This window comes from Ferrovibrio sp. (genome assembly GCF_964218355.1).
Taxonomy (GTDB): domain Bacteria; phylum Pseudomonadota; class Alphaproteobacteria; order Ferrovibrionales; family Ferrovibrionaceae; genus Ferrovibrio.
Map to the genome: position 1 here is coordinate 33312 of NZ_CAXPMC010000024.1, position 22390 is coordinate 55701.

23 protein-coding genes are annotated in these 22390 nt (G+C 65.8%); 14 read left to right on the forward strand and 9 right to left on the reverse strand.

Annotation, left to right across the window (positions count from 1 at the left end; all coding sequences use genetic code 11):
* Positions 1–3 precede the first annotated feature (3 nt).
* The 4 genes from ACEQZY_RS17410 to ACEQZY_RS17425 are packed head-to-tail and all read right to left on the reverse strand — an operon-like array spanning position 4 to position 4243.
* A complete protein-coding gene (locus ACEQZY_RS17410; RefSeq protein ID WP_370156130.1) occupies positions 4–993 on the reverse strand; it encodes a zinc-dependent alcohol dehydrogenase family protein in 990 nt (329 codons plus the stop codon).
* Positions 994–1016: 23 nt separating this feature from the next.
* Entirely contained in the window at positions 1017–2543 is a 1527-nt protein-coding gene (locus ACEQZY_RS17415; protein ID WP_370156132.1) for an acyl-CoA synthetase, read from the reverse strand.
* Between the two features lie 5 nt (positions 2544–2548).
* The gene (locus ACEQZY_RS17420; protein ID WP_341703422.1) at positions 2549–3544 is read right to left on the reverse strand and encodes a nitronate monooxygenase family protein; all 996 of its coding nucleotides are present in this window, start codon (positions 3542–3544) and stop codon (positions 2549–2551) included.
* A gap of 39 nt (positions 3545–3583) precedes the next feature.
* The gene (locus ACEQZY_RS17425) at positions 3584–4243 is read right to left on the reverse strand and encodes a TetR/AcrR family transcriptional regulator (RefSeq protein ID WP_341703423.1); all 660 of its coding nucleotides are present in this window, start codon (positions 4241–4243) and stop codon (positions 3584–3586) included.
* A 428-nt stretch (positions 4244–4671) separates the two neighbouring features.
* On the opposite strand from ACEQZY_RS17425, the gene ACEQZY_RS17430 reads away from it, so the two are divergent.
* The 6 genes from ACEQZY_RS17430 to ACEQZY_RS17455 all read left to right on the forward strand — a co-directional run bounded on the left by ACEQZY_RS17430 (position 4672) and on the right by ACEQZY_RS17455 (position 8430).
* On the forward strand, positions 4672–5337 hold the full coding sequence (locus tag ACEQZY_RS17430) for a DUF2589 domain-containing protein (protein WP_341703424.1): 666 nt from the start codon (positions 4672–4674) through the stop codon (positions 5335–5337).
* Between the two features lie 153 nt (positions 5338–5490).
* The gene (locus ACEQZY_RS17435; RefSeq protein WP_341703425.1) at positions 5491–6285 is read left to right on the forward strand and encodes a hypothetical protein; all 795 of its coding nucleotides are present in this window, start codon (positions 5491–5493) and stop codon (positions 6283–6285) included.
* 34 nt (positions 6286–6319) lie between these two features.
* Complete coding sequence (locus ACEQZY_RS17440; protein ID WP_341703426.1) at positions 6320–7543, forward strand: hypothetical protein; 1224 nt, start codon at positions 6320–6322, stop codon at positions 7541–7543.
* A 14-nt stretch (positions 7544–7557) separates the two neighbouring features.
* On the forward strand, positions 7558–7893 hold the full coding sequence (locus ACEQZY_RS17445; protein ID WP_341703427.1) for a hypothetical protein: 336 nt from the start codon (positions 7558–7560) through the stop codon (positions 7891–7893).
* Between the two features lie 22 nt (positions 7894–7915).
* The gene (locus ACEQZY_RS17450) at positions 7916–8182 is read left to right on the forward strand and encodes a hypothetical protein (protein ID WP_341703428.1); all 267 of its coding nucleotides are present in this window, start codon (positions 7916–7918) and stop codon (positions 8180–8182) included.
* Between the two features lie 20 nt (positions 8183–8202).
* Positions 8203–8430, forward strand: a complete 228-nt coding sequence (locus ACEQZY_RS17455; protein WP_341703429.1) for a hypothetical protein — start codon at positions 8203–8205, stop codon at positions 8428–8430.
* A gap of 460 nt (positions 8431–8890) precedes the next feature.
* On the opposite strand, the gene ACEQZY_RS17460 is transcribed toward ACEQZY_RS17455, so the two are convergent.
* The gene (locus tag ACEQZY_RS17460; RefSeq protein ID WP_341703430.1) at positions 8891–9013 is read right to left on the reverse strand and encodes a hypothetical protein; all 123 of its coding nucleotides are present in this window, start codon (positions 9011–9013) and stop codon (positions 8891–8893) included.
* Positions 9014–9075: 62 nt separating this feature from the next.
* Between ACEQZY_RS17460 and ACEQZY_RS17465 the strand changes: the two genes are divergently transcribed.
* The 3 genes from ACEQZY_RS17465 to ACEQZY_RS17475 all read left to right on the forward strand — a co-directional run bounded on the left by ACEQZY_RS17465 (position 9076) and on the right by ACEQZY_RS17475 (position 10973).
* Complete coding sequence (locus ACEQZY_RS17465; protein ID WP_370156139.1) at positions 9076–9489, forward strand: hypothetical protein; 414 nt, start codon at positions 9076–9078, stop codon at positions 9487–9489.
* 62 nt (positions 9490–9551) lie between these two features.
* On the forward strand, positions 9552–10421 hold the full coding sequence (locus ACEQZY_RS17470) for a hypothetical protein (protein WP_341703432.1): 870 nt from the start codon (positions 9552–9554) through the stop codon (positions 10419–10421).
* Positions 10422–10508: 87 nt separating this feature from the next.
* Positions 10509–10973, forward strand: a complete 465-nt coding sequence (locus ACEQZY_RS17475) for a hypothetical protein (RefSeq protein ID WP_370156141.1) — start codon at positions 10509–10511, stop codon at positions 10971–10973.
* 17 nt (positions 10974–10990) lie between these two features.
* On the opposite strand, the gene ACEQZY_RS17480 is transcribed toward ACEQZY_RS17475, so the two are convergent.
* Positions 10991–11641 carry a hypothetical protein gene (locus ACEQZY_RS17480; protein ID WP_341703434.1) on the reverse strand — a complete coding sequence of 217 codons (651 nt, stop codon included), beginning with the start codon at positions 11639–11641 and terminating at the stop codon, positions 10991–10993.
* Positions 11638–13110, reverse strand: a complete 1473-nt coding sequence (locus ACEQZY_RS17485; RefSeq protein ID WP_341703435.1) for an AMP-binding protein — start codon at positions 13108–13110, stop codon at positions 11638–11640. The genes ACEQZY_RS17480 and ACEQZY_RS17485 overlap by 4 nt, the downstream gene beginning before the upstream one ends.
* 734 nt (positions 13111–13844) lie before the next feature.
* On the opposite strand from ACEQZY_RS17485, the gene ACEQZY_RS17490 reads away from it, so the two are divergent.
* The 3 genes from ACEQZY_RS17490 to ACEQZY_RS17500 are packed head-to-tail and all read left to right on the forward strand — an operon-like array spanning position 13845 to position 18245.
* On the forward strand, positions 13845–14174 hold the full coding sequence (locus ACEQZY_RS17490; protein ID WP_341703436.1) for a hypothetical protein: 330 nt from the start codon (positions 13845–13847) through the stop codon (positions 14172–14174).
* A 16-nt stretch (positions 14175–14190) separates the two neighbouring features.
* Complete coding sequence (gene grrM, locus ACEQZY_RS17495; protein ID WP_370156144.1) at positions 14191–15420, forward strand: cyclophane-forming radical SAM/SPASM peptide maturase GrrM/OscB; 1230 nt, start codon at positions 14191–14193, stop codon at positions 15418–15420.
* Positions 15420–18245, forward strand: coding sequence for a hypothetical protein (locus tag ACEQZY_RS17500; RefSeq protein WP_341703438.1), 2826 nt, complete (start codon positions 15420–15422; stop codon positions 18243–18245). Before grrM ends, ACEQZY_RS17500 begins: the two co-directional genes overlap by 1 nt.
* A 16-nt stretch (positions 18246–18261) precedes the next feature.
* Here ACEQZY_RS17500 and ACEQZY_RS17505 read toward each other — a convergent pair whose 3' ends face one another.
* Complete coding sequence (locus ACEQZY_RS17505; RefSeq protein WP_370156146.1) at positions 18262–19776, reverse strand: YifB family Mg chelatase-like AAA ATPase; 1515 nt, start codon at positions 19774–19776, stop codon at positions 18262–18264.
* Between the two features lie 66 nt (positions 19777–19842).
* On the reverse strand, positions 19843–20586 hold the full coding sequence (locus ACEQZY_RS17510) for a hypothetical protein (RefSeq protein ID WP_370156148.1): 744 nt from the start codon (positions 20584–20586) through the stop codon (positions 19843–19845).
* A 461-nt stretch (positions 20587–21047) separates the two neighbouring features.
* Between ACEQZY_RS17510 and ACEQZY_RS17515 the strand changes: the two genes are divergently transcribed.
* Positions 21048–21641: a TMEM165/GDT1 family protein gene (locus ACEQZY_RS17515; protein ID WP_370156150.1), complete on the forward strand. Its 594-nt coding sequence runs from the start codon at positions 21048–21050 to the stop codon at positions 21639–21641.
* A gap of 56 nt (positions 21642–21697) precedes the next feature.
* The gene (locus ACEQZY_RS17520) at positions 21698–22234 is read left to right on the forward strand and encodes a hypothetical protein (protein WP_341705182.1); all 537 of its coding nucleotides are present in this window, start codon (positions 21698–21700) and stop codon (positions 22232–22234) included.
* Positions 22235–22390: the final 156 nt, after the last annotated feature.

Sequence of the window (22390 nt, forward strand, 5' to 3'; positions counted from 1 at the left end):
CTGTCACGGTGTGAACAGGATTTTCCCGCTGCGGCCCTCGCGCGCGGCATGGGCCAGGGCAGCCTTGTACTGTGCCAGCGGATAGGTGGCCTCGACCGGTACATGGATGGTGCCGTCGACCACCATGGCGGTCAGCTCGGCATAGGTTTTCTGGATGTCCTGCGGAGTGGCCGAGGCGAACCAGCGCACCAGCCAGAAGCCGCGCAATGCAATGTTGCGGAACACGGTGTCGGCGGCATCCACCATGCAGGGCTGGCCCGACAGCAGGCCGTAATTCACCACCGTGCCGCCCTCGGCCAGCGTGCCGGCGATGCGGCGTGTGCCTTCGCCGCCGATGCAGTCGATGCCGAGCTTCGGCAGCGCGTCCTTTCCGGTGATGGCGCGCACGCGCGCGGCGAGGTCGGGGCCGTCGACCAGCACCTCGTCGGCACCCTCGGCCTTCAGGGCATCGGCCAGTTCGGCCCGGCGCACCACATTCAGGCTGCGGAACCCGAGTTTCTTCGCCAGCTTGATCAGGTTGTGGCCGACCCCGGAATTGGCGGCATTCTGGATCACCCAGTCTCCGGCTTTGAGGTCGACGAAAGTTTTCAGCATCACCAGCGCCGTGGCCGGATTGACCGTCAGCATGGCCAGCTGCTGCGGGTCGGCCGGCGGCAGCGGGAACAGCCGGGCTGCCTTGGCCAGCGTCGCGCTGCGCCAGTTGCCGCGGGCGGCAAACAGCATCAGCACGCGGTCGCCGGGCCTGAGATGCGTCACGCCCTCGCCGCATTCGCGCACGATGCCGACCCCTTCGCCGCCGCCGATCGAGGGCAGTGGCGGCCGTTCGGTGCCGTAGCGGCCTTCCAGCTGCAGCAGGTCGGCGGGGTTGATCGCGGCTGCCTCCATGTCGATCACGACTTCACCGGGGCCGGGCTTCCCGGGTTCCGGCAGGTCGACGAGCTCGGCCACGTCATGGGGCACGCCGAAGGAAGAGAACTGGATGGCTTTGGTCATGGGACGGATCCTGTCGCTGTCATTCAGATGCTGCGGCCGGCAGCCTGCCAGAAGGGCTCGCGCAGCTTGCGTTTGAAGATCTTGCCGGAATCCTCGCGGGGCAGGCTGGCGGCGATCTCGATACGGCGCGGCAGCTTGTATTTGGCGATGCGCGGCAGCAGGAAAGCCTGCACATCGGCCGGCGAGGGCGGTGCCGCAGCCTGGTCGGGTTCGATATAGGCGCAGAGGCTTTCGCCGAATTCCTCGTCGGGAATGCCGAATACGGCGCAGTCCTTCACCCCCGGCATGGTGATCAGCACGCTTTCGATCTCGGCCGGATAGATGTTGACGCCGCCCGATATCACCATGTCGCGCTTGCGGTCGCGCAGATAGACGAATCCGTCCGCGTCGACATAACCGACATCGCCGACGGTGATCAGGTCGCCATGGGCCACTTCCCGGCGTTTTTCGTCCAGCCGGTTATAGGTGAAATCCGGCACATAGCTGGCGCGGATATACAGTTCGCCGATCTCGCCCGGCGGCAGTTCGCGGCCCTGCTCGTCGATGGCGACAACGGTGGCGCCGGGCAGGACGCGGCCGACGCTGCCCGGGTGGGTTTGCGCATCGGCAGCCGACAGCCAGACGGCGATGCCGGTCTCGGTGGAGCCGTAATATTCGTTGATGACAGGGCCCCACCAGTCGAGCATGGCCTGCTTCACCGGCGGCGCACAGGGGGCGGCGCCATGCACCACGTTGCGCAGGGATGAGAGGTCGTATTTCCGCCGCGCCTCTTCCGGCAGCTTCAGCAGCCGCACGAACATGGTCGGCACGATATGCATGTGGGTGATGCGGTGGCGTTCGATCAGGGCCAGCATCTCCTCGGGGTCGAAACGGGCCTGCAGCACGATGGTATGGCCCTGCCGTGCCGCGGTCAGGCCGTAGGAATTCGGCGCCGAGTGATACATCGGGCCGTTCATCAGGATCACGCCGGGTTCGGCGGCGCGGAGGCCAAAATACGTGCCGAGTGCCACGGCATTCGCCGCCAGCTGCTCGGGGGTCGGCTTTTCGCGCCGCACGCCCTTGGGCCGGCCGGTGGTTCCCGAGGTGTAGATCATGGCATTGCGCGGGGTCGGCGTGCCGGGATCGCTTGGCTGCCGGTCCAGCCAGTCGTTCCATACCGTGCTGCCGGCGGGCATGCCCGGATCGGTCACGCCATAGGCCGCCGCGATCTCGGGCGGGGTCGGCACGAGGAAGACCTTCACGTCCTCCGGCACGGCTTCGGCGATGCGCGGCCACAGGTCGCTGTGCACCACCAGGATTTTCGCGGCCGAATCCTGCAGGATGTAGGCGGTTTCCTCGGCGGTGAAATGCCAGTTCACCGGAGTGGCATAGGCGCCGGCCTGGGCGGCGCCGAGCGCGGCCTCGAAAAAGGCGAAGTCGTTGCGCAGGAACAGCGCCACCACATCGCCCTCGCCGATACCCAGCGCCCTGAAGCCGCCGGCGGCACGGGCCACCCGCGCCTGCAATTCGGCCTGGTCCAGCCGGCGGTCGCCGGAAATCAGTTCGGCCATGCGACTTACTCGGCGGCGACGGCGGCGGGCGCGAAACGGGCGGCCATCAGCTGGGCCTGCGCCTCGTCGTATTCGCGGTGCAGCCGGCCGACCAGCTCGGCGACGCTGGGCACGTCATCGATGCTGCCGACGCCCTGGCCGGCACCCCAGATGTCGCGCCAGGCCTTGGATTTCGAACCCCCGCCGGAGCCGAAATTCATCGTCGTCTTGTCGGCAATGGGCAGGTTGTCGGGATCGAGGCCGGCCCTGGCGATGCTCGGCTTCAGGTAGTTGCCATGCACACCGGTGAACAGCGGCGAATAGACGATATCGGTGGCGGCCGTTTCGACCAGCATCTGCTTGTAGGTCGCATCGGCATTGGCTTCCCTGGTGGCGATGAAGCGCGTGCCCATATAGGCGAGGTCGGCGCCCATGGCCTGGGCGGCGAGGATCGAACGGCCGTTGGCAATGGCCCCCGACAGCGCGATGGTGCCCTGGTAGAAGCGGCGCACCTCGGAAACCAGTGCGAAGGGGCTGAGCGTGCCGGCATGGCCGCCGGCACCGGCGCAGACCAGGATCAGGCCGTCGACGCCCTGCTCCAGCGCCTTCTCGGCGTGGCGCACGCTGATCACGTCATGCATGACGATGCCGCCATAGGAATGCGCCGCCTTCACCACGTCGGCCGGCGGCCGCAGCGAGGTGATCATGATCGGCACCTGGTGCTTGATGCAGATCTCGACATCATGCTCCAGCCGGTCGTTGGAGCCGTGCACGATCTGGTTCACCGCAAAGGGCGCCACCTTGGCGTTCGGGTTGGCCTTCTGGTAGGCGGCCAGCTCTTCCTTGATGCGGATGATCCATTCCTCCAGCAGTTCCTTCGGCCGGGCATTCAGCGCCGGGAAGGAACCGACGATGCCGGCCTTGCACTGGGCGATGACGAGATCGGGGCCGGAAACGATGAACAGCGGCGAGCCGATCACCGGCAGGCTGAGCTTGCCGTTCATGACGCTGGGAATGGGCATGGCAGTGTTTCCTCCGGGCTTGGTGTTCTGGTGGCTGTGTCAGGCGCGGCGGCGCTGCCGCGCGGGCTTGTCATCGGCTGTGGCTGCCGCACTGGGCATCACAGCGGGCGCTGCGCCTCTGGCCAGCAGGCGCATGGCGGTGCGGTACAGGGTGTCGAAATCGGGGCTGCCGGCGATGCGGCCGGCCAGCTGCAGGCTGAGCAGTCCATGCGTCGTGGCCCAGAAGACATAGCCCAGCACCTCGGGGTCGCCTTCGAGTTCGCCTTCGGCGACCAGGTCGCGGATATAGTCGGTCAGGGTGCGGCGGGAGCGCGCCTGGGCGCGGGCGAGATCGGGGAAGGCGCCGGGATCGCATTGCAGCGCCTCGTGCATCAGGCGGTAGCGGTCCGGGTTGTCCAGCGCGAAGCGGATATAGGCCTCGCCCACGGCACGGCCGCGGCGCCGGGCGCTGCCCTCGCTGCGGGCCGCGGTCTCCAGGGCTTCCGCGAAGCTGTCCAGCGCCGCGGTGCGCACGGCGGCGACGATCGCGTCCTTGTCGCGGAAATAGCGGTAGGGGGTCATGGCCGAGCAGCCGAGATCCCCGGCCAGCTGGCGCAGGGAAACGCCGGCAACGCCCTGGGCGGCGAAGCGCTTCTCGGCGGCGGCGCAGAGCCGCGCGCGGAAGGCATCGATCTCGTCCTGCGAGAGGATTTTCGGCATGGCGCCGTGCTGACCCTTCGTGTTTCCGTCCCGGTTATTAATGTACACTGTAAATTAAAGCTCCGGGAATGCAAGCCGCCCCGGCCGCTGCAGAAGCCGTCGAAAGGATCGGGACAGGGCGTGCGGCAGATATCGCTGGTGTATGGAGGCAGGTCCGAGGGGTGAATACTATATTAGGTATAAATTTTTATCAAAAAATACAACCAAACCTACTTAAAAACTCAATCTGTGTATGCTAGAAGGCGTATCTGCTGGATGCGCAGATGCTGTCTGTCCGGGGGAATGCAGACGCAGCGGCTTTTGTTGTGACAGAGGTCAGCTGAAGAGAATTCAGTTGAATGGCATCGGTAGCGGCTCAACCCAAAGGCAGTCCAACACTGAAGCAGCTCAACACAAACAACACAGCTTGACACAGAGGGGGGTAAGGCATGCTTAGCCAAGGTAAAGAACTTGCGGCGCTTGATTTCGCCCAGATCATCGGCGGGCCTCTTGAGGCGGTCATCACCGCGCAGGCCCAGGCCGCCAATGTCACCACGCAGTTCATCCAGGCTACGGCATTCGAACCCAGTAGCGGCGGGGCCGCCACCGGCCCGCAAAAGCTGAAGGTCGTCGCATTCGACTACGGCCAGATGATGGGGAGCGTCGCCGGCGGTCCCTCGGGCGATGCGCTGGTCATCAAGGTGCCGCTGCTGACCATGCTGCCGATCCCGTTCATTCGTGTCGACAGCATGACCATCGACCTCAATGTCTCGCTGCATTCCACGCACACCACCAAGGAAAGCAATGAAGCGACGACGACCGGCTCCGCCAGCGGCGAGTATTTCGGCACGACCTTCAATTGCAGCGTGACCGACAAGAACACCTACCAGAACGACATGGTGATCGACGACACCTACAGCCTGCATGTCACCGTGCATGCGGTGCAGGACCAGATGCCCGGCGGCATGCAGAATGTGCTGAACATCTTTTCCAGCGTCATTCAGCAGCAGTCGTCGCTGATCCAGCAGGTGATGAGTGCATCGATCGCGGCGCAGACGAAGGCCCTCGCGGCCCAGAGCGGCGGCGCCGGCGGCGGCGGCACACCGGCAAACTAGCTTTCCGGCCCGCTCCAATACGGCCGGCGTAACGCGCCCGATTCCCGCCAGACGGGGCCGGCGCGGCCGGCGCTGGCATCACGGGCCAGGCGTCGACGCCCGGCCGCCCCCATCCGGCACATCTGCGGGGTCAGGTAATATGGCTGTCTGGTCATGATCACTGTCGGCAATTTCGTCGGAGCGCTGATGCAGGCGCTGTCCAAGGGGCGGACCCTGTCCGATCAGGTATCGGTGCAGATCGCCGATCGCTATCTGCAGCACGATTACCTGCGCGGCTTTCCGGTTCCGCGCATGAGCCTGAAGACTGTCGAGGTCGAGGTGAATTTCGCCGTGGGGGCGACCACGCAGCTGGCCAGCCTGATGAAACAGCCGGAAATCGGCCGCAACATCGTCAACCGGTTCCGCGACCTGCTGCATGATCTGCCGAACAGCGACATGTTCCGCAGCCAGTTCGGCCAGCGAGCCTTCCGCGACGAGGACTGGAAGAGCGGCACCGACGAGCTGATCGACGCCGTGCAGAAAATCCTGGCCGAGCCGCCATCCGACAAGGCGACCCTGCAGCACCTGCTGACCCTGGCGACGGAAAACTTCTTCTACCGCATGCACCAGGCGCGACCGCAGGCCGGATTGCTGGCCGGACTGCGTGGCATGTTCGGCGCGGCGGCGACACCCGCCGCCGGCGGCGACACCCGCACCGATGCCGCCCGCACCGATGCGATCCGCAGCTGGACGACGCAGCAGGTCGGCAGCGTGCTGGGCGCGGCAATCCCGGGCGGCCTCGACGGCCTCGATGAGGAGCCCGACCTGCAGATTCTGGTCGGGGGCGGCGAGCTTGAGGGCAGGAGTGCCGGCCAGCTGCACAAGGCGAAACTAAGCTTCACTTCGGAAGACCGCAAATGGGTCGCCTCCGAGAAGGATGGCGCCAGAACCTTCATCCTCGACCGCTGAGCGGCGGCAGGACCATCATGCAGGAGACGTGACAGTGCTGATCAGTCCCGACCAGACCGGCATGAGCATCGAACAGCTGGCCGCCCTGTCGGAATCCGGCAACGTGGTGGCACAGTTCTATCTCGGCATGTCCTATCATCTCGGTCTCAACACCGCGCCCGACCCGCAGAAGGCGGTCCACTGGTGGACGCAGGCGGCCGAACAGAACAACCGCGAGGCCCAGTACCTGCTTGGCCAGTGCTACTATTTCGGCACGGCCGTCCAGCAGGACAGCGAGGTCGCGGCCGCCTGGTATCGCCGGGCGGCCGAGCAGGACCATGTGCAGGCCCAGCTGAATCTGGCGGCCATGTTCCTGTCGGGTACCGGCGTGCCGCAAAGCGACGATCATGCCCGATACTGCCTCGAACGGGCGGCCCTGGCCGGGTCTGCCGCGGGCGCGGTCACGCTGGCCCGGCTTTACGAGGATGGCCGCGGTGTGCCGCGCGATGACGAACAGGCCTTTGTCTGGTTCAGTCGCGCGCTGGAGCTTGATACAAAGAATGCCGATGCGGCCTATTCCATCGGCCTCATGATCCGCGAGGGCCGTCGGCCCGGCACTGCCAGCATCGAGGCCGTGTCGTGGCTGGAACGCGCGGCTGAAGCGGGCCATCTGCTGGCGCAGTTCGAACTGGGCCGGATATACCTGCAGGGCGAACTGGTGCTGCAGGATTACGGGCGCAGCCGCCACTGGTTCGGGCTGGCGGCCGGGCAGGGGCATCCGGCCGCGGATTTCCAGCTTGGCCTGCTCCATGCCCAGGGCCTGGGCGGTCCGCGCGATCCGGTCCGCCTGCTGGAGCATTTCACCCGGGCCGCCGAGAAAGGCATGCCGGAGGCGATCTACGCGCTCGGCATGATGTATGCGCAGGGCAAGGATGTCGACCGCGACCCGCGCAGGGCCGCGCAGTGGCTGGACCGGCTGGCCGAGCAGGGCAATGTCGACGCCATGTTCATGCTCGGCAGCTTGCATGACGAAGACCTGAATGATCCTGCCGCGGCGGCCGGCTGGTATCGCCGCGCCGCCGAGAAGGGCCATGCGCCGGCGCAGTACAATCTCGCCCTGCTGCACCAGTCCGCCACGGGCTCCCTGCGCGACGCGACGCAGGCCCGCCGCTGGTTCGAGGCCTGCATCGCCACCAGCCGCGATGCGGCGCTGGCCGAGAATGCAAGGCGGGGGATGTCAGTGCTGGCGGAAGCGCCTGCTGCGACCGGAGACCTTTAGCCGGAGGGAGCCGAATGCCGCTGAAAGCGAAGCTGAAAAAGGCCGTATCGAAAAAGGAAGCGTGGGAATACACGCCGGATGTGATCATGGCCCTCGGGGCGACGACGCTTGGCACACACGACGATACAGATCTGCAGACCTTCAGCATCACTATGCTCAACTACGTCAAAGGCTTCGAACCCGGCGCTGATACGCAGGCACGGCACGAAAAGGAAGAGCTGAAATCTGCATTCAGCTTCTGCCAGGGCGCCTTCAACCGCGGCGGGCGGATGCGCACCCTGGCCTTGCCGAAATTCTATGCAGCCGCGCAGAAGGCGAAGGGCTGGACCGGTACCGGTGTGCGGCAATAGGCGCCAATGGAAACTGTCTGCCATGTCGCCGCCCACCGATCCCCGCAAGGCCTATGGCCAGTCGCCGATCCCGGGCTTCATGCCCGGCCAGGGGCGCTGGAATGCCTGCGATGGCGGCCGTTTCAAACAGTATTCCGGGCCCTTCGAAATCCATGTCACGATCGAGCGGCAGGACCAGGCCGGACGGATCAAGGCATTCCATATCTCGATCTATCACTATCCGAACTGGATAGCCGCCAGCCAGGATACCAGCGGCCGGCGCAAGTTCGGCCTGTGGGACTGGCACTGAGTTCCCCGTCAGACGACACATTGTCCTATGCCATCGGCAATCACGTCGACATCGGCGCCGTCGGCACCTCCGGCGTGCTGACCGCGGCGCGGGAACTGGCCCGTGGCATGCGGGCAATCTGCTTCACCGAGTCCGGGCATGACGGCATCCCGATGCCGGCGGCCGGCGTCAGCCTGCAGCGCCGCCGCCTGCCCCGGGCCCGCCCGGCGGGCCGGGATGACAGGCGACGAGGCCGCCATGAGCGATGATGGTTATCCCCTAGGTTCAGTCAGCTCGCTGACCCTACCAGTCAACTCCGACCTCAGGAGGAATCGATGCCACCTGACATGAGGAAAGTCTACAGCGAAAAAAAGGAGGTTTCCGGATTCAACGCGGGTGGCCTCAGACACAACGGCCTGTCTCCTAAGTTCAATGTCACATCTACATCCTTCAACATCCACGCAACCATCGAGAGCTTTGAGCTGGATAGGATCAAGAGCTTTCACATCTCGATCTACAACATCGCCAATCGCGAGAAAGCTTGCGGCTGGTACTGGGACTGGAATCCGAGGACGTCCGGGTATGATGTCAGCTTCAGCTATGAAAGAAGGTACAGCGGACCCCGTCCTATCCCCCTCTCCCCGGGGGAGTTTAATACGGTTACAAACATGGCGAACCGCATGAAGTCCGTTTGCTTTCGGGATGGCAACGGTACCATCGCTCTGCCGGCTACTGCAGCAGGTTTCGTAGCGCCACCACCTCCAGCGCCACCACCTCCAGCGCCACCACCTCCGCCCGCCTCGTCATCTTCACGATCTTCGTCACCATCTCCGACGCCTTCGTCGTCTTCACGATCTTCGTCGCCGCCACCGGTTGCAACTCGCCCAGCGCCGAAGGATGGCCGCTGGAAGACGGTGCCGACGCAAGAGCAGCGCCGGCAGGCGGAAAAGCAGGACCGGCTCAGGCGGGACGAGAAGAAAAACAGGCAGGCGGCGGTTTTCAGCACGGCGGTGCCGGCCGGCTCCGTGCTGGATCGCTGGCTGCACGAGCCCAATGTGGATGGCACCCGGGACGAACGGGGGCGCGGCACCGCCCCGGAACAGAGCGCCGAGAATGCGGCGCGCAACGCGCTGCTGCAGCATCACGATTTCGAGGCTGCCGACCGGTTGCTCGGCCGCGCTATCGCCCTGTGCCGGCGGCCGCCGGAGGGCAGTGATGACGATGACCACGAGCGGCCAAAGTCAATGGGCAGACTGATGAAGATTCAGACGGACGTGGGAACCGCCAGGATCAAATATGCCCAGGCGATGCGGGGGAGGCGGGCATAGCCCGCATCACTGCCGGTACAGCCGGCCGAGGCGAACGGCTCCAGCATGGAGGAGGGAGAATCATGACGCTCCGGAAGGTTAGAAAAGGGCCGGCAGGCCAAAACTATCAGCCGCCGGTAAGACCACCTGGGTCAAGAAAAACTGAGCGAGAGGCCCCTGTATCGTTCGGTCCGGGACCTTCGCAGGCCGATCCTGATGAACGGGTGCCAAAGAGACGAAGGCTCGAAGCCAATTCTGAACATGATGCTACAGCCCCAAGGGTTCACCGCCCAAGCCTGGAGCACTGGCTGGACAACCTTGCTGTAAGCAAGGAGCTCCCGGACTATACAGGGAAAAGTGATCCGGCCGCAGGGAGCGCGGAAATCGAGGTTATTCTTGGTCCGAAATCGGATCGCGGCGGCGCAAACGATGCCAACCCGAGACTGCCTTCAGGCATAACCTCGGCCAGAAATACATACGAAGGAAAATGCAAGTTCATCGCCGGACATATGCTGAATTCCGATCTCGGGGGAGACGGGAAAGATTGGAAGAACATGACAATCCTGACCTCCCAGGCCAATGCTGATATGAGGGGGTATGAAGCAAACTTAAAAAAGGCGGTCTATTATCTGAATCAACTCTACAAGGCCCTGCTCAAGGCGGCACCGGACAACAAAGCGCTGAAGACATGGTCGGATAGCGGATGCGGCATACAGGTCACGGTCAAGACTGTCGGGCAATGGGGACGTGAGCCTCCCGACAGCTACATCTGCAAACACGTTGTGATGAAAGCGAAGGTCGTCAAGGATAAAGGACTCAATTTTTCTGGGATGTCAGGTCTCGATAACGGGACTCGGGAAGATCTTAAAGGGGTTCTCGCCTTGGTGAAGCTATACGCCGCTCAGGCAACAGGGAGTATTCCCAACAGCAAACCGGGGCCAGCCTGGAGATAGCCGAGAACAGCCCGCCGGTGCCGGCATCAGGTTGCTGGGGACACCGCAGGCGCGCTGATCGGCAACAGATAGGGAGGCTGCGCGAGTATGAAAAAACAGACCGGTCGCGACGTGGATTCCCGCAAGCAGGCGGCTTTCGACCGTGCCGTGGCGAACAAGATGGGCCTGGCCGGCTGGATGCGGCAGCCGGACAGCCGCGGCACCGGCGGTACGGCCGCGCAGGCGGCGGCGGCGAGAGAGAATGATGCGCGGGCGGCACTGAAGGGACGTGATCTGCCCGGTGCGCGGAAACTGGTGGCCGATGCCATCGGCCAGCGCATGCAGGCATTGTCGCCGCGCGGGCGCCAGCTGCTGCAGCAGGAGCTGGCGGCCGGCCGGGCCGCAGCGCCGTCCGGGCAGGGCAAGGCCCCGGATGTGCACCGCCAGCTGCGCGGGCACCAGCGGGCGGTCGGCTATCTGCGCGGCGTGCAGCAGGCGATGGGCGATGTCGCCAGCGCCTGTTTCCATGAGGCGCGCAAGATCGACGGCACCTGGCCGAAGCGGCGCAGGTAGCGGACCGGGCGCCGGGCCTAGTCCTCCGGTGCCGGCGGGCAGGCCACCAGGTCGCGGTACAGCATGGCGCGGAAGCCGCCGCTGGCGGTGTCGGATGGCAGGAAACCCGGCATCACCCGCACAATCCGGCAGGGTGAGATGCGGCGATACAACGCCAGATGCGGATCGCGGAACAGCAATTCGCCATCCGGCTCCGGGCCGCCGGCGGCATAGGCATCCAGCGCGGAACGGATGTCCGGATTGGCCCGCACGTGGCCGGCGCCGGCATAGGAGGGGATCGGCCCTTCGCCCACCACCTGGCGGCAGCCATCGGCCACCGCGCGCCGCAGTGCACCGACGATCAGGGCCTGGATCGCGCCGGTGCCGCGGGTGCCGGGCCGCAGGCCGAGATTGTAGATGAACACGGTGTCGAAAACCGGCGGCACCGGCTGCATCGACCAGGTCTTGAAATCGGCCGGCAGGGTGGCCGGGTCGCGCGGGTCGAACTGGCCGTAGGAAAACGAAATCACGCCGCGCAGCGCCTGCTGCTGCCGGTAGCCCAGCATGACATGGCCGAGGCGGAAGCGCGCCCGGTAGGTTGCCGCGCTGGCCTGCATGTCTGCGGCGAAGGCGGCCGCCTCGAAATCCATGATCTCGTCGAGATCGGCTTCGGTTAGGGACGCGATCATGCGGCGTCCCCCTCCTGCGGTCCTGCATCCGGCGGCATGGCTTCCGGCGCCACATGGGACAGGAAATCCTCGAATTTTCCGGTCGGCCCGCGCGCAATGGCATCCGGATAGCTGAAATCGATCTGCCAGTGCGGCCCGAATTCCCCATGCAGGTAATCCGCCAGCAGAGCCTCCTCGGCCGCGGTATAGGGACGGGCGGTGACCAGCCGGGCCTCGATCCGGGCAAGGCTGTGCTGGACCAGCTGGAACTGCTGCACCGGCGGCATGTCGCCGGCCTGTGCGAAAACGGCGGCAAAGCCTGTCTCGCTCAGGCTCGGCCAGCGGGCACTGCCGTCGGGATAGCGCAGCATGTTGCGCTGGCGGCCGAGGATACGCTCGATCACGGGCAATGTGCGGCCACAGGCGCAGGTCCTGCCTCGGGTTGCCAGGTCGCCGATTTCGTAGCGGATCAGGGGGGCGGCAAAATTGTGCAGCGACGTCAGCACCACCCGGCCCGTCTCGCCCGGCCGGCATTCGCGGCCATCGGCATCGAGAATCTCGACCAGCATGGCTTCCGGCTGCTCGTGATAGCAGTCATGCACAGGGCATTGCAGGGCGATCGGACCGGCCTCCTTGGCGGAATACATGTCGACGATCCGCACATTCCATGCCTGCCGGGCAAGCGTGCGGCAGGCCGGGTCAAGCACCTCGCCGAAGCAGCCGACCTGCTGCAGGAACGGCAGGGAAATCCGGTGCGACAGGCAGTGCCGCGCCAGCGCCTCGATCACGGAAGGATAGGCTATCAGGTAGGACGGCTCGAAGGCGCGCAGCTGTTCCAGCTGGGTGGCCGTGTCCAGGCGCAGGCTGATGGCAAGGGCGGGCCCCGTTCTCACCACATGCTCGGTGGCTTTTTCCCAGGTGCCGGAATGGCGTATGCCTGCGGCGGCGCCCCCATCCACTTCCTCGATGAATGCCGCCTTGCAGCCCAGCTTGCGACCGGCCCATTGATGCTGGCGCAGCACCAGTGCGGTCTTGAACAGATGGGTCAGCGTGGTGCTGATGGAATGCAGCGGCCGGCCCGATGATCCGCTGGTGAAATGCTGCAGCAGGGCGCCATGGTCCTGCGGCGGGCTGTCACTCCGCCAGGCCGCGCCGGCAGCCTGCAGCATCGACCGGTCGACCACTGGCAGGCGCTGCCAGTCTTTCCGCGAGCGGATATCATCCGGTGCGAGGCCCGCCCGCCCGTAGATCTCGCGATAGAGCGGTGTCGTCGCCCAGGCATGCTGCAGAATTGCCTTGGTCTGCCGCCATTGCCGTTCGGCAAGATCAGCCTCCGGCCACCATTGCGTCTGCTCGAGTTGGTACAGAAGCGCCGCGATCCCGGCTGCCCAGGGATTGGGGATCTGCGGCCATTCGGTCTGGCTGATCTGGCTGAAGAACTCGAGTGATGTCGCAGCGCTGGGGGCGCCAGATTCAGCATCACGAGCCATCAATACGTCTTCCCCGAACTCCATGACGATTATCCGCGGAGCGTAGTGGAACCGGACCCTCCGCGCCACCGCTGTCACGACGGATATTCGCGGATGAATGCTATCGTAAACAATCCGCCTGTTCACAACGGCAGGCCTGATGCACCACTTCTGCGCAGAGGGTGCTTCGAGGTCCGTGTGGACCGTATGCCGGCGATGGGAGGCAGATCCGCGAAGCAGTCATGGCAATCCCGTTCACGAGATTGCAGCTGCATGCGGCACAGCGGAATGCTGTACAGTGGAATGCGGCGATCAATCCGCACCATCGTGTATTTTGCCTTGTCTGTGATGCAGAGACATCTCGACAACTCTCTGCGCGATCAGAGCCGGAGCCCGGGCGAGATTGATTGCGGCCGGCGCAACCGCCCGGGCAAATGCTTCAGGAGCGTCTCGGTATGTCGCCGCGAACATCTCACCGGCATTTGCGCAATTTCATCCAGGTTAAATAAGAACACTGCAGTGGATGCCGCGGCTGCCGGCCTGCGATGATTTTGGTGCTGCGCTGACGGCGTGCGGGGTGGGTGGCAACATTCCGGTGTCTTGGATGCCCTGATTTCACCAGCGCATCCAAGACAAGTGGTCGGGTTTCATGGTATTTCAGCAGGTGCATACACCAATAATCAGCAGAAAATAAGGATTATTTGACATATGGTTGCATGATTAATAGATTGCTACTTTAAAGATATGAAGGCGTCATGAACTGGGGGCGGATCATGATGGGATTCGGGGCGAAGTTCCGACGTGCTTCACGTGGCCTGCCGGCAATCCTGCTGGCCGCGTTTTCCCTGTCCGGTGCCGGCAGTGCGGCGGCCGCTGCGCCGCAGCCGGAGGTCTCCGGCCTCTCCGGTTTCGAGGCACGGGTGGCGCGGGTGCGCGCGGCGCTGACGACCGATGCATCCGGCGCCGGCGGCCAGGGCGGGGCAGACGATGGCGCGGGCGCCGCCCGGCGCTTCGCGCAATGGTACAACTGGGCGAACTGGCCCAATTTCTGGAACAACTGGGGCAACTTCTGGCGCAACTTCTGACGCGCGGGCGACGATCATGGCGATCCGCACAGCCAGTTCCTCCGCCATCGCCCCGGCCATCGTCCCGGCCATCCGGGCGGCCGCCAGCATGCCGCGCATCGACCTGCTGGTCCTGCAGCCCTCGGCCTTCTGCAACATCGACTGCGACTACTGCTATCTGCCGGATCGCGGCAACCGCCGCCGGATGAGCCTGGACACGCTGGAGCGCGCGCTCGACCGGGTGTTCGGCAGCGACATGCTTGGCGGCCATCTCAGCATCGTCTGGCATGCCGGCGAACCGCTCGCCGTGCCGCGCCGGTTCTACGACCAGGCCTTCGCCGTGATCGACCGGCTGCGACCGGCGGGGCTGTCGGTCAGCCATGCGATGCAGACCAACGCGACGCTGCTGGACGCGGACTGGGCGGCCTTCATCCGCGCCCACAACATCCAGATCGGCGTCAGCCTCGACGGGCCGCAGGCGCTGCACGATGCGCATCGCCGTACCCGCACGGGCGGCGGAACCTTCGACCGCACCATGGCGGGGGTTCGCGTGCTGCAGGCGGCCGGCATCCCGTTTCATGTGATCGCCGTGCTCAGTGCCGACAGTCTCGGCCACGCCGCCGAGATCCACGATTTCTTCGCCGCGCACGGCATCCGGCAGGTCGGCTTCAATTACGACGAGCAGGATGGCGCCCAGCGCCGCTCGTCAATGGACTTCGCCGGTGCCGAGGCTGCCTACGGGGCTTTCCTCGGGCATTTCCTGGACCGGGCGCTGGCCGCGCCCGGCAGCGCCATCGTCGTCCGCGAACTGGCCGGTGCGGCGGCGGCCATCGCCGGCCCGCCGGACGTGCAGGCGGCCAACCACCAGGCCGATGCCTTCGGCATCCTCTGCGTCGATGTCGACGGCAATGTCAGCACCTTCTCGCCGGAACTGCTCGGCCTGCGCGATGCGCGGCTCGGCGATTTCATCATCGGCAATGTGCATCGCGACAGCCTGCAGGACATGACGGCGCAACCGTATCTGCACGCCCTGCAGCGCGAGATCGATGCGGGTGTGGCCGCCTGCCGGCGCGACTGCCCGTGTTTCCGGTTCTGCGGCGGCGGCGCGCCGGCCAACAAGCTGGCCGAGACCGGCCGCCTTGATGTGACCGAGACGTTGTACTGTCGGCTGACCAAAAAGGCTGTGCTGGAAACGGTACTGGGCGCGCTGGAGACGCGGCTCGGCTTCGCGGGCCCGGCCGGCGGCAGTTGTGGGAGGGATGACTGATGGCCTCGTACCGACTGGGTGACCATCCGCGCATTCGCACCGGCCTGAAAGGGACCGGCGCTGTCGTCGTGGCCTGTCTGGTGCTGTATGGCGCGCATGGCGTGATGCTGTGGGCCGGCTGGGACTGGTACCGCCGGATGCCCTGGGCCGATGGCGATCGCGGCAGGGGCCTGATCCTGATTGCCGATCCGGTGGTCTATACCCGCGAGCGGCTGGTCAACGACCGTTTCCAGCAGCAGCACTGGCTGCAGGCCATGCTGGAAGACACCGTCAGGCTGACGGCGACCGGCGCCTTCGACTCCGTCCAGGCGCGCGGCAGCGAGATGGACCGGCGCGGCATCGCGGCGCGGGCCCTGGTGGGGTTTGGCGGTGCGCCGGCTGAGGCCGAGAAAGACAAGAAGAAGGACGGCGAAACCGAGAAACCTGAAAGAGAGCGGCCGGTCGCGGCCGATGGGCCACGGCTGGAAGCCCTGCCGATTGACCGTTTCCGCGATCAGAGCGCCTATCGCGATGCGATCCGGCAGGAGCTGATGCAGACCGAACTGGACGACAGTCACGATATTGCCGGCAATACCCTTGTCCGGCTCGATTTCAATGCGACCGTTCTGCCGACTGCGGAAACCAGCGTGCCTGCCCTGATCGCGGTCGTGGCGAAGGAAGCGGGCGAGGGCAGCAAGCCCGAATTGCCGCGCGAGCCTTATGAGGACATCTACCGGGAATGGCGCTTCCACCTGCAGACACAGTATGACGCGGCGGTCGACAATCTGACGCAGCTGGCGCAGGCGAAAGGCGGTGAGATCGAGAAGACGACGGGGCAGGATCTGGCGCGGATCGGCCAGTACATGACCCGCGAGATCGTGCGCAATCTCGCACAGTATCCGCAGGCGCTGTCCGGAATCGCGATCACCCCGGATATTGTCGATTCCTGCATCGAGTTCCGCGAGGCTTTCATGGCCCCTGCAGGGGAACAGCAGGCCGCCGTGCATGACGCAACCTGTCGCGCCTATGTGCTGTACCGCTATGTCGTCAACGGCCTGAAATACTCACTGGAACGGCGGCGGGCGCAGTCGTTCGAGATGCAGGTCCGGGCCCTCGCGCAGAAGAATCCCGGGCTGGACAGCAAGCTCAACAGCAGGCAGGCGGGGCCGGACAATGTGCCGCGGGCTGCCGGCTCTCACACCGACCCGATCCAGGAGGTCATCAAGGGGTGGTTTGTCAATGCCACGATCCAGTGTCGGCAGTCATCGACGAGCGCGGAGGGCGGTGGGCCGTCAGCTGGCCGGACCGTGAATATCGAGGGCGACGATCTGCCCTGCCCGGAACTGCCGGATTCTGTCCGCGACAAACTGGATGCCGACTTCCTGCTTTTCGATTTCTTCCATGTCACGCCGGCGCATCCGGCCGAGAGAATAGCCGGCGGCGTCAAGGGCATTGCCGGCCACATGTCGGAAAGCCTGGAATGCCAGTTGCGTCAGGAAGCGACGCGTCAGGGCTGTAAGGTCGAAAGCCTGCCGCCGGAAGCCATTCTGCGCGACTATACCTCGCGCGAGCCGCAGGTGCGGCGGGCGATAGCGCATTATCTGGCCAACATCATCAGGAATGCCGAGGGCGATCAGGATGCGCGGTCGCTGGTCAGCAAATACTATTTTGTCACCGTGGAGGATTGCGGGATCTATCGCTGCCGCCTGGTGCTGACGCCGAAGGACGGCGGTGTGAATGCCCTCAAGACGGCACTTGAGGAAAACCGGATGTTCACCTATGCGGTGAATCCCAAGCAGCTGGCCGAGCGCACCCACCTCCGGTCCGAGATCGGGCAGATGATGCAGCTGCTGGGGCAGGTGCGCGGCAACGCATCCGGCCGTCCAGCCGATATGGCGGCGGCATTGTCCTATTTCAGGGAAAGCGCCCGCAGCGACGAGGGTCTGCGGCGGCATCCGCTGGTCGTCGGTTTTGCCGAGCAGCGCGGGAATAGTGGGGGGGCTTCCAGGAAATACCGCAGTGAAACGATGTTCGGCTGGCTGATCCGGCCGCCGGCAGCCCGTTCGGGCGGCCGGATCAGCCATGTCGCTGTCGAGCGCACCCTGTCGGCCACGGTATCGCTGCCGAGCTGGTGGCGGACGCTGGACCTCTATATCTACCGCTGCTGGCTGCCGGAGCGGTCACGGGGCGAGTTCGTCATCGCGGATGGCAATACGCCGGCACGCGGCAAAGACCTGCTCGAATACTGCAGGAAGAATATGATGGAGGAGCCGAAGCCGGTTCGCATCGATCTGCCGCGTTCGGTGGTTGATATATCGCGGCATCTCGGTTTCCAGGTCATCGAGGAACCGTATGTCAAGGTCTCGACAACCTTCACGCAGCAGGCCCTCGAGATTGGCCGGCCGGGCCAGATCGTTCTCGAGGGCGGGCGGCTGTGGCGCAGTACCGTCGTCACGCTCGGCATGCAGCGCGCCGACCAGATCATCGTGACGCCGCACATGCAGGGAATCATTGCCGTCTTCAACTGTGTCCTGCCGCCGGCCGATTGGCCGTCCGGCCGCCCGCGCATCGTGGCCGATTTCGATACCACCACAGCTGCAGCGCCGTTCACCGGGCATTTCGCCAATGCGGTGGTCTGGACCAGCGAGGGCCGGACCACGCCGATGCCGGTCACGCTGAAGCCATTCCGCATGGGCATGGTGCAGGTTGCGGCTGCGGGGCCGGCCATGCAGCCGGCCGGCCAGACGGCCACGAAAGACACGGCCAGGGAAAAGGCCGGCTCTCTGCCGTCAGCCCTGGCGGTTCCCGTCCAGTCTCCCTGCTGGGAAAACCCCCGTTACCGCTAGCCTCGCCGCTGCCCCGTCACCGTGCGAAGGCCAGCCTTCTGTAGCCCAGCGCTTCGGCGATGTGGATGCGGCGCACGGCGGCGTCGCCCTGCAGGTCGGCCAGGGTGCGCGCCACCCGCAGCACCCGGTGATAGCCGCGCGCGGTCAGGTGCAGCATGCCGGCGGCCTCGGTCAGCAGGTCACGGCCGGCCGGCTCCGGTGCCGCCACGCGGTCGAGCAGTTCGCCATCGGCCTCGGCATTGGTGCGGATGCCATGGCTGCGATAGCGGTCGCGCTGGATGTCGCGGGCGCGGGCAACGCGGGCGGCGACCGCTTCGCTGCCTTCGCGCGGCGGCGGCGCCGACAGGTCGGTGGCGCTGACGGCGGGTACTTCCAGCGCCAGGTCGATGCGGTCGAGCAAAGGCCCCGAGATGCGCGCCTGGTATTCGCCGGCGCAGCGCGGTGCCCGCGCGCAGGCCAGGGCCGGATCGCCGAGATGGCCGCAGCGGCACGGGTTCATCGCCGCCACCAGCTGCACCCGCGCCGGATAGGTGACATGGGCATTGGCGCGCGCCACCACCGCCTGGCCGGATTCCAGCGGCTGGCGCAGGGAGTCGAGGGTCTGGCGGCTGAATTCCGGCAGCTCGTCGAGGAACAGCACGCCCAGATGCGCGAGGCTGACCTCGCCGGGCCGCGCACGCAGGCCGCCGCCGACCAGGGCTGCCATCGAGGCGGAATGATGGGGGCTGCGGAACGGCCGCCGGCGGGTCAGCCGTCCGCCCGGCAGCTGGCCGGCCAGCGAGGCGATCATGCTGACCTCGAGAATCTCGGCGGCATCCAGCGGCGGCAGGATGCCGGGCAGGCGCTGGGCCAGCATCGACTTGCCGGCGCCGGGCGGCCCGACCAGCAGCAGGTTATGGGCGCCGGCCGCCGCGATCTCCAGCGCGCGTTTGGCGCTGTCCTGGCCCTTGATGTCGCGCAGGTCCGGGGCCGGTGCGTCGTCGCCGGCGGCACTGGCGGCCACCGGCGGGCTCAGCACCTGCGCGCCCCTGATATGGTTGACCAGGGCCAGCAGGGAGGGCGCCGCCAGCACCCGCGCCGGATCGCCGGCCCAGGCGGCCTCGCCGCCCTGCGCCGCCGGGCAGATCAGGCCGCGCGCCTCGCCATGGGCGGCCAGAGCCGCCGGCAGCACGCCGGCCACCGGACCCAGCGCGCCATCGAGCCCGAGTTCGCCGAGCGCGACATACTCTTCCAGCGCATCCGGCGGCAGCACGCCCATGGCGCCGAGCAAAGCCAGCGCGATCGGCAGGTCGTAATGGCTGCCTTCCTTGGGCAGGTCGGCCGGGGCGAGATTGACGGTGATGCGTTTCGGCGGCAGCGACAGGCCGATGGCGCCGAGCGCGCCGCGCACCCGCTCGCGGCTTTCGCCGACCGCCTTGTCGGGCAGGCCGACCACCGCAAAGGCCGGCAGGCCGTTGGAAAGCTGCACCTGCACATCCACCGGCATCACCTCGATGCCCTGGAACGCCACCGTCCTGCAATGCGCGACCATGCAGCCGCCCGAGCCGTTATTCCTGTTTTGATCCCTACGATTGTTTATCCCAGATTGCAATATTCCTTATATGGGCTCGCATAAGAATGTATTTTCTCGCTGCCGGCCAGCTATGACCGGCTGTAGCGCTGGACCAGCAGCTCGGCGGCCGCCCGGTAGGCGGCTCTTCAGGTCCTCGACCAGTCTCTGGTCTGCCACGGCCCGGCCGCGGTCCGAACTGCCTGCCGTTTCGGTGAAGGGTTCGGGGGCAAAGGTGTCCCATTGTCCGGTCTTCACGTCGATCACTGCCATCATCAGGCGGATGCGCATGCCCTGTGTTTCGTCGGGGATGGAGCCGCCGATGATCGGCAGCCACGACAGCACCTTGGCACCGGTCCCTTCCCGGGCCGATTCCAGCATGCCCCAGTAGACCACGACAGTCTGGTATCCGCCTCTGGCCGCGGCCAGCCGGAAGAGCTGTGCGTATTTCGCGCCCTCGCTGCTGGCAGGCAGCGGCATGCCGGTGAAGGCTGCCACTGTGTAGTAGCGTTCGAGGGCTGCCACCATGTCGTGGTCGGGGAAGGGTGCGCCCGACTGTACCAGCATGATTGTCGAGCCCTTGCGCATCCCGATCGGCTGCTTCTCGGTGACAGCCCTGCGGATGTCCTCCTCGGTGATCGGCCGATCAGTGTCGACTCCAAGCACGTCATAGGCCGTTAATTCGCCCCGGTAGAATGGATTGGCGGTCGTTTGGCGGGAAGTCTGATACCCGGAATTCGAGATTGACCGGGTCTCGCAGGCGGCCACGGCAAGCAGGATGGCTGCCAGCATGGTGCCACGCCGGAGAAATCGTGCGGTATTCATGGGATGCCCCTTTATATGATTGGCTGGATGGAAATCTGTAGTCCACCGGGAAAAACGCCCGTCTCTCTGGGCAGACTAGGGCTAATCCCCGAGACATTGCCGCGACATAACCGGGACATCGCCATGACTATCCTGTGACCGCCGGCATCTGCCCTGCTTGCCCGGCCCGGCAAAGCCGGCTAAACCTGCGCCCGCACCCTTTGGGGAGTAGCCGCCCGCCGCGCCGTGTCACGGCTTTGAGCGGGGGGAACGTCAACAGACTAGGCGACGGGCGACCAGCCCTGCCGCCTTGGCGCTTCCGGGCCGGTTCCGGCATCCAGCATGCCCACCGGCAAGGCGAGACCTTAGGCCTGTACCGTCGCAACCCCGGACCGGGCGGCGACGGACGGCCTCTGGCATCCGCCGCCCGGTCCATGCGAGACGGCCCCGTGATCCCCATTTCCCAGTCCGTGTTTTCCGACAGCATGTCGGCCCTGCTGACCACCACCGGCCTCGTCGCCATCGCCGAGATCGGCGACAAGACCCAGCTGCTCAGCCTGCTGCTGGCCACCCGCTACCGCCGGCCGCTGCCGGTGCTGGCGGCGATCCTGCTGGCCACCATCGCCAACCACCTGCTGGCCGCCCTGCTCGGCGTGTTCGTGCAGGGCCTGGTCGAACCGCGCGTGCTGCGCTGGGCGCTGGCGGCGTCTTTCGCCGCCATGGCGGTCTGGACCCTGATCCCCGACAAGCTGGATGCCGGCGAGACCGGGCGCGAGCGGCGCTGGGGTGCCTTCCTCACCACGCTATTCGTCTTCTTCCTGGCCGAGATCGGCGACAAGACCCAGATCGCCACCACGGCGCTGGCGGCGCGCTTTGAGTCGGTGCTGCTGGTGACTGCCGGCAGCACGGCGGGCATGCTGCTGGCCAATGCGCCGGTGGTGCTGTGGGGACACCGCGTGCTGGCGCGGCTGCCGCTGCGCTGGGTCAGGCGTGCGACGGCTGTTGCCTTCGCAATTCTCGCTCTGGTTACGGCATTTGCCTGATGACGCTGCCGGGCCTCCCGGTTAGATTGCATCAGCCCTGTCAGATTATCCCCGCCATGCCCAAGTTCAGCCAGAAGACCTACAACAAGACCGAGATCGAAAGCCTGCTGCAGGCCCTGGAACGCCAGACCCGGCGGGCCAGGAAGATGGCCGAAAGCGCCATCGAGCGCATCACCAAGGCGGCCTACGAACCCTATTACGAATACCGCGAGGCGCTGACCGAGATCGAGGGCGTGCTGGTGCTGATCGAGGACCGGATGGAGCATGCCGATCCCGCCGCGCTGGCACAGCTGAAGGACTATCACAGCAACCTGATCGTCGATCTGCTGCGCATGAAGATCGATGTGGTGCTGCGGGTTTTCCCGGCGCTGGAGAATACCGAGGTGCTGCCGATGGGCACCCAGAAGGTGTTCCTCTCGACCATCTGGGAACTGAAGGAAACCGTCGACCGTATCGACCGCGAGCATATCGAGGGCGTACTGGACGACGATGCCCGCAAGCGGCTGACCGTGGCAGAAACCATCCTGCAGGAAGTCTCCGACCGGGCGCCGAAACTGATGGAACTGGCCGAAAAGGCGGCCCGGACGGACTGACCGGCCCGGCCGGCGGCCTGACAATCCTGACCTGTCCGGCTTGGCCTGGCACCCCTGGCCCGGCGAACCGCCCGGCCAGTGCGCCCCGGCCAGTGCGCCCCGGCCGGTGCGCCCCGGCCGGTGCGCCCTGCGGCGAAATGACCCGCCGGCCCCGCC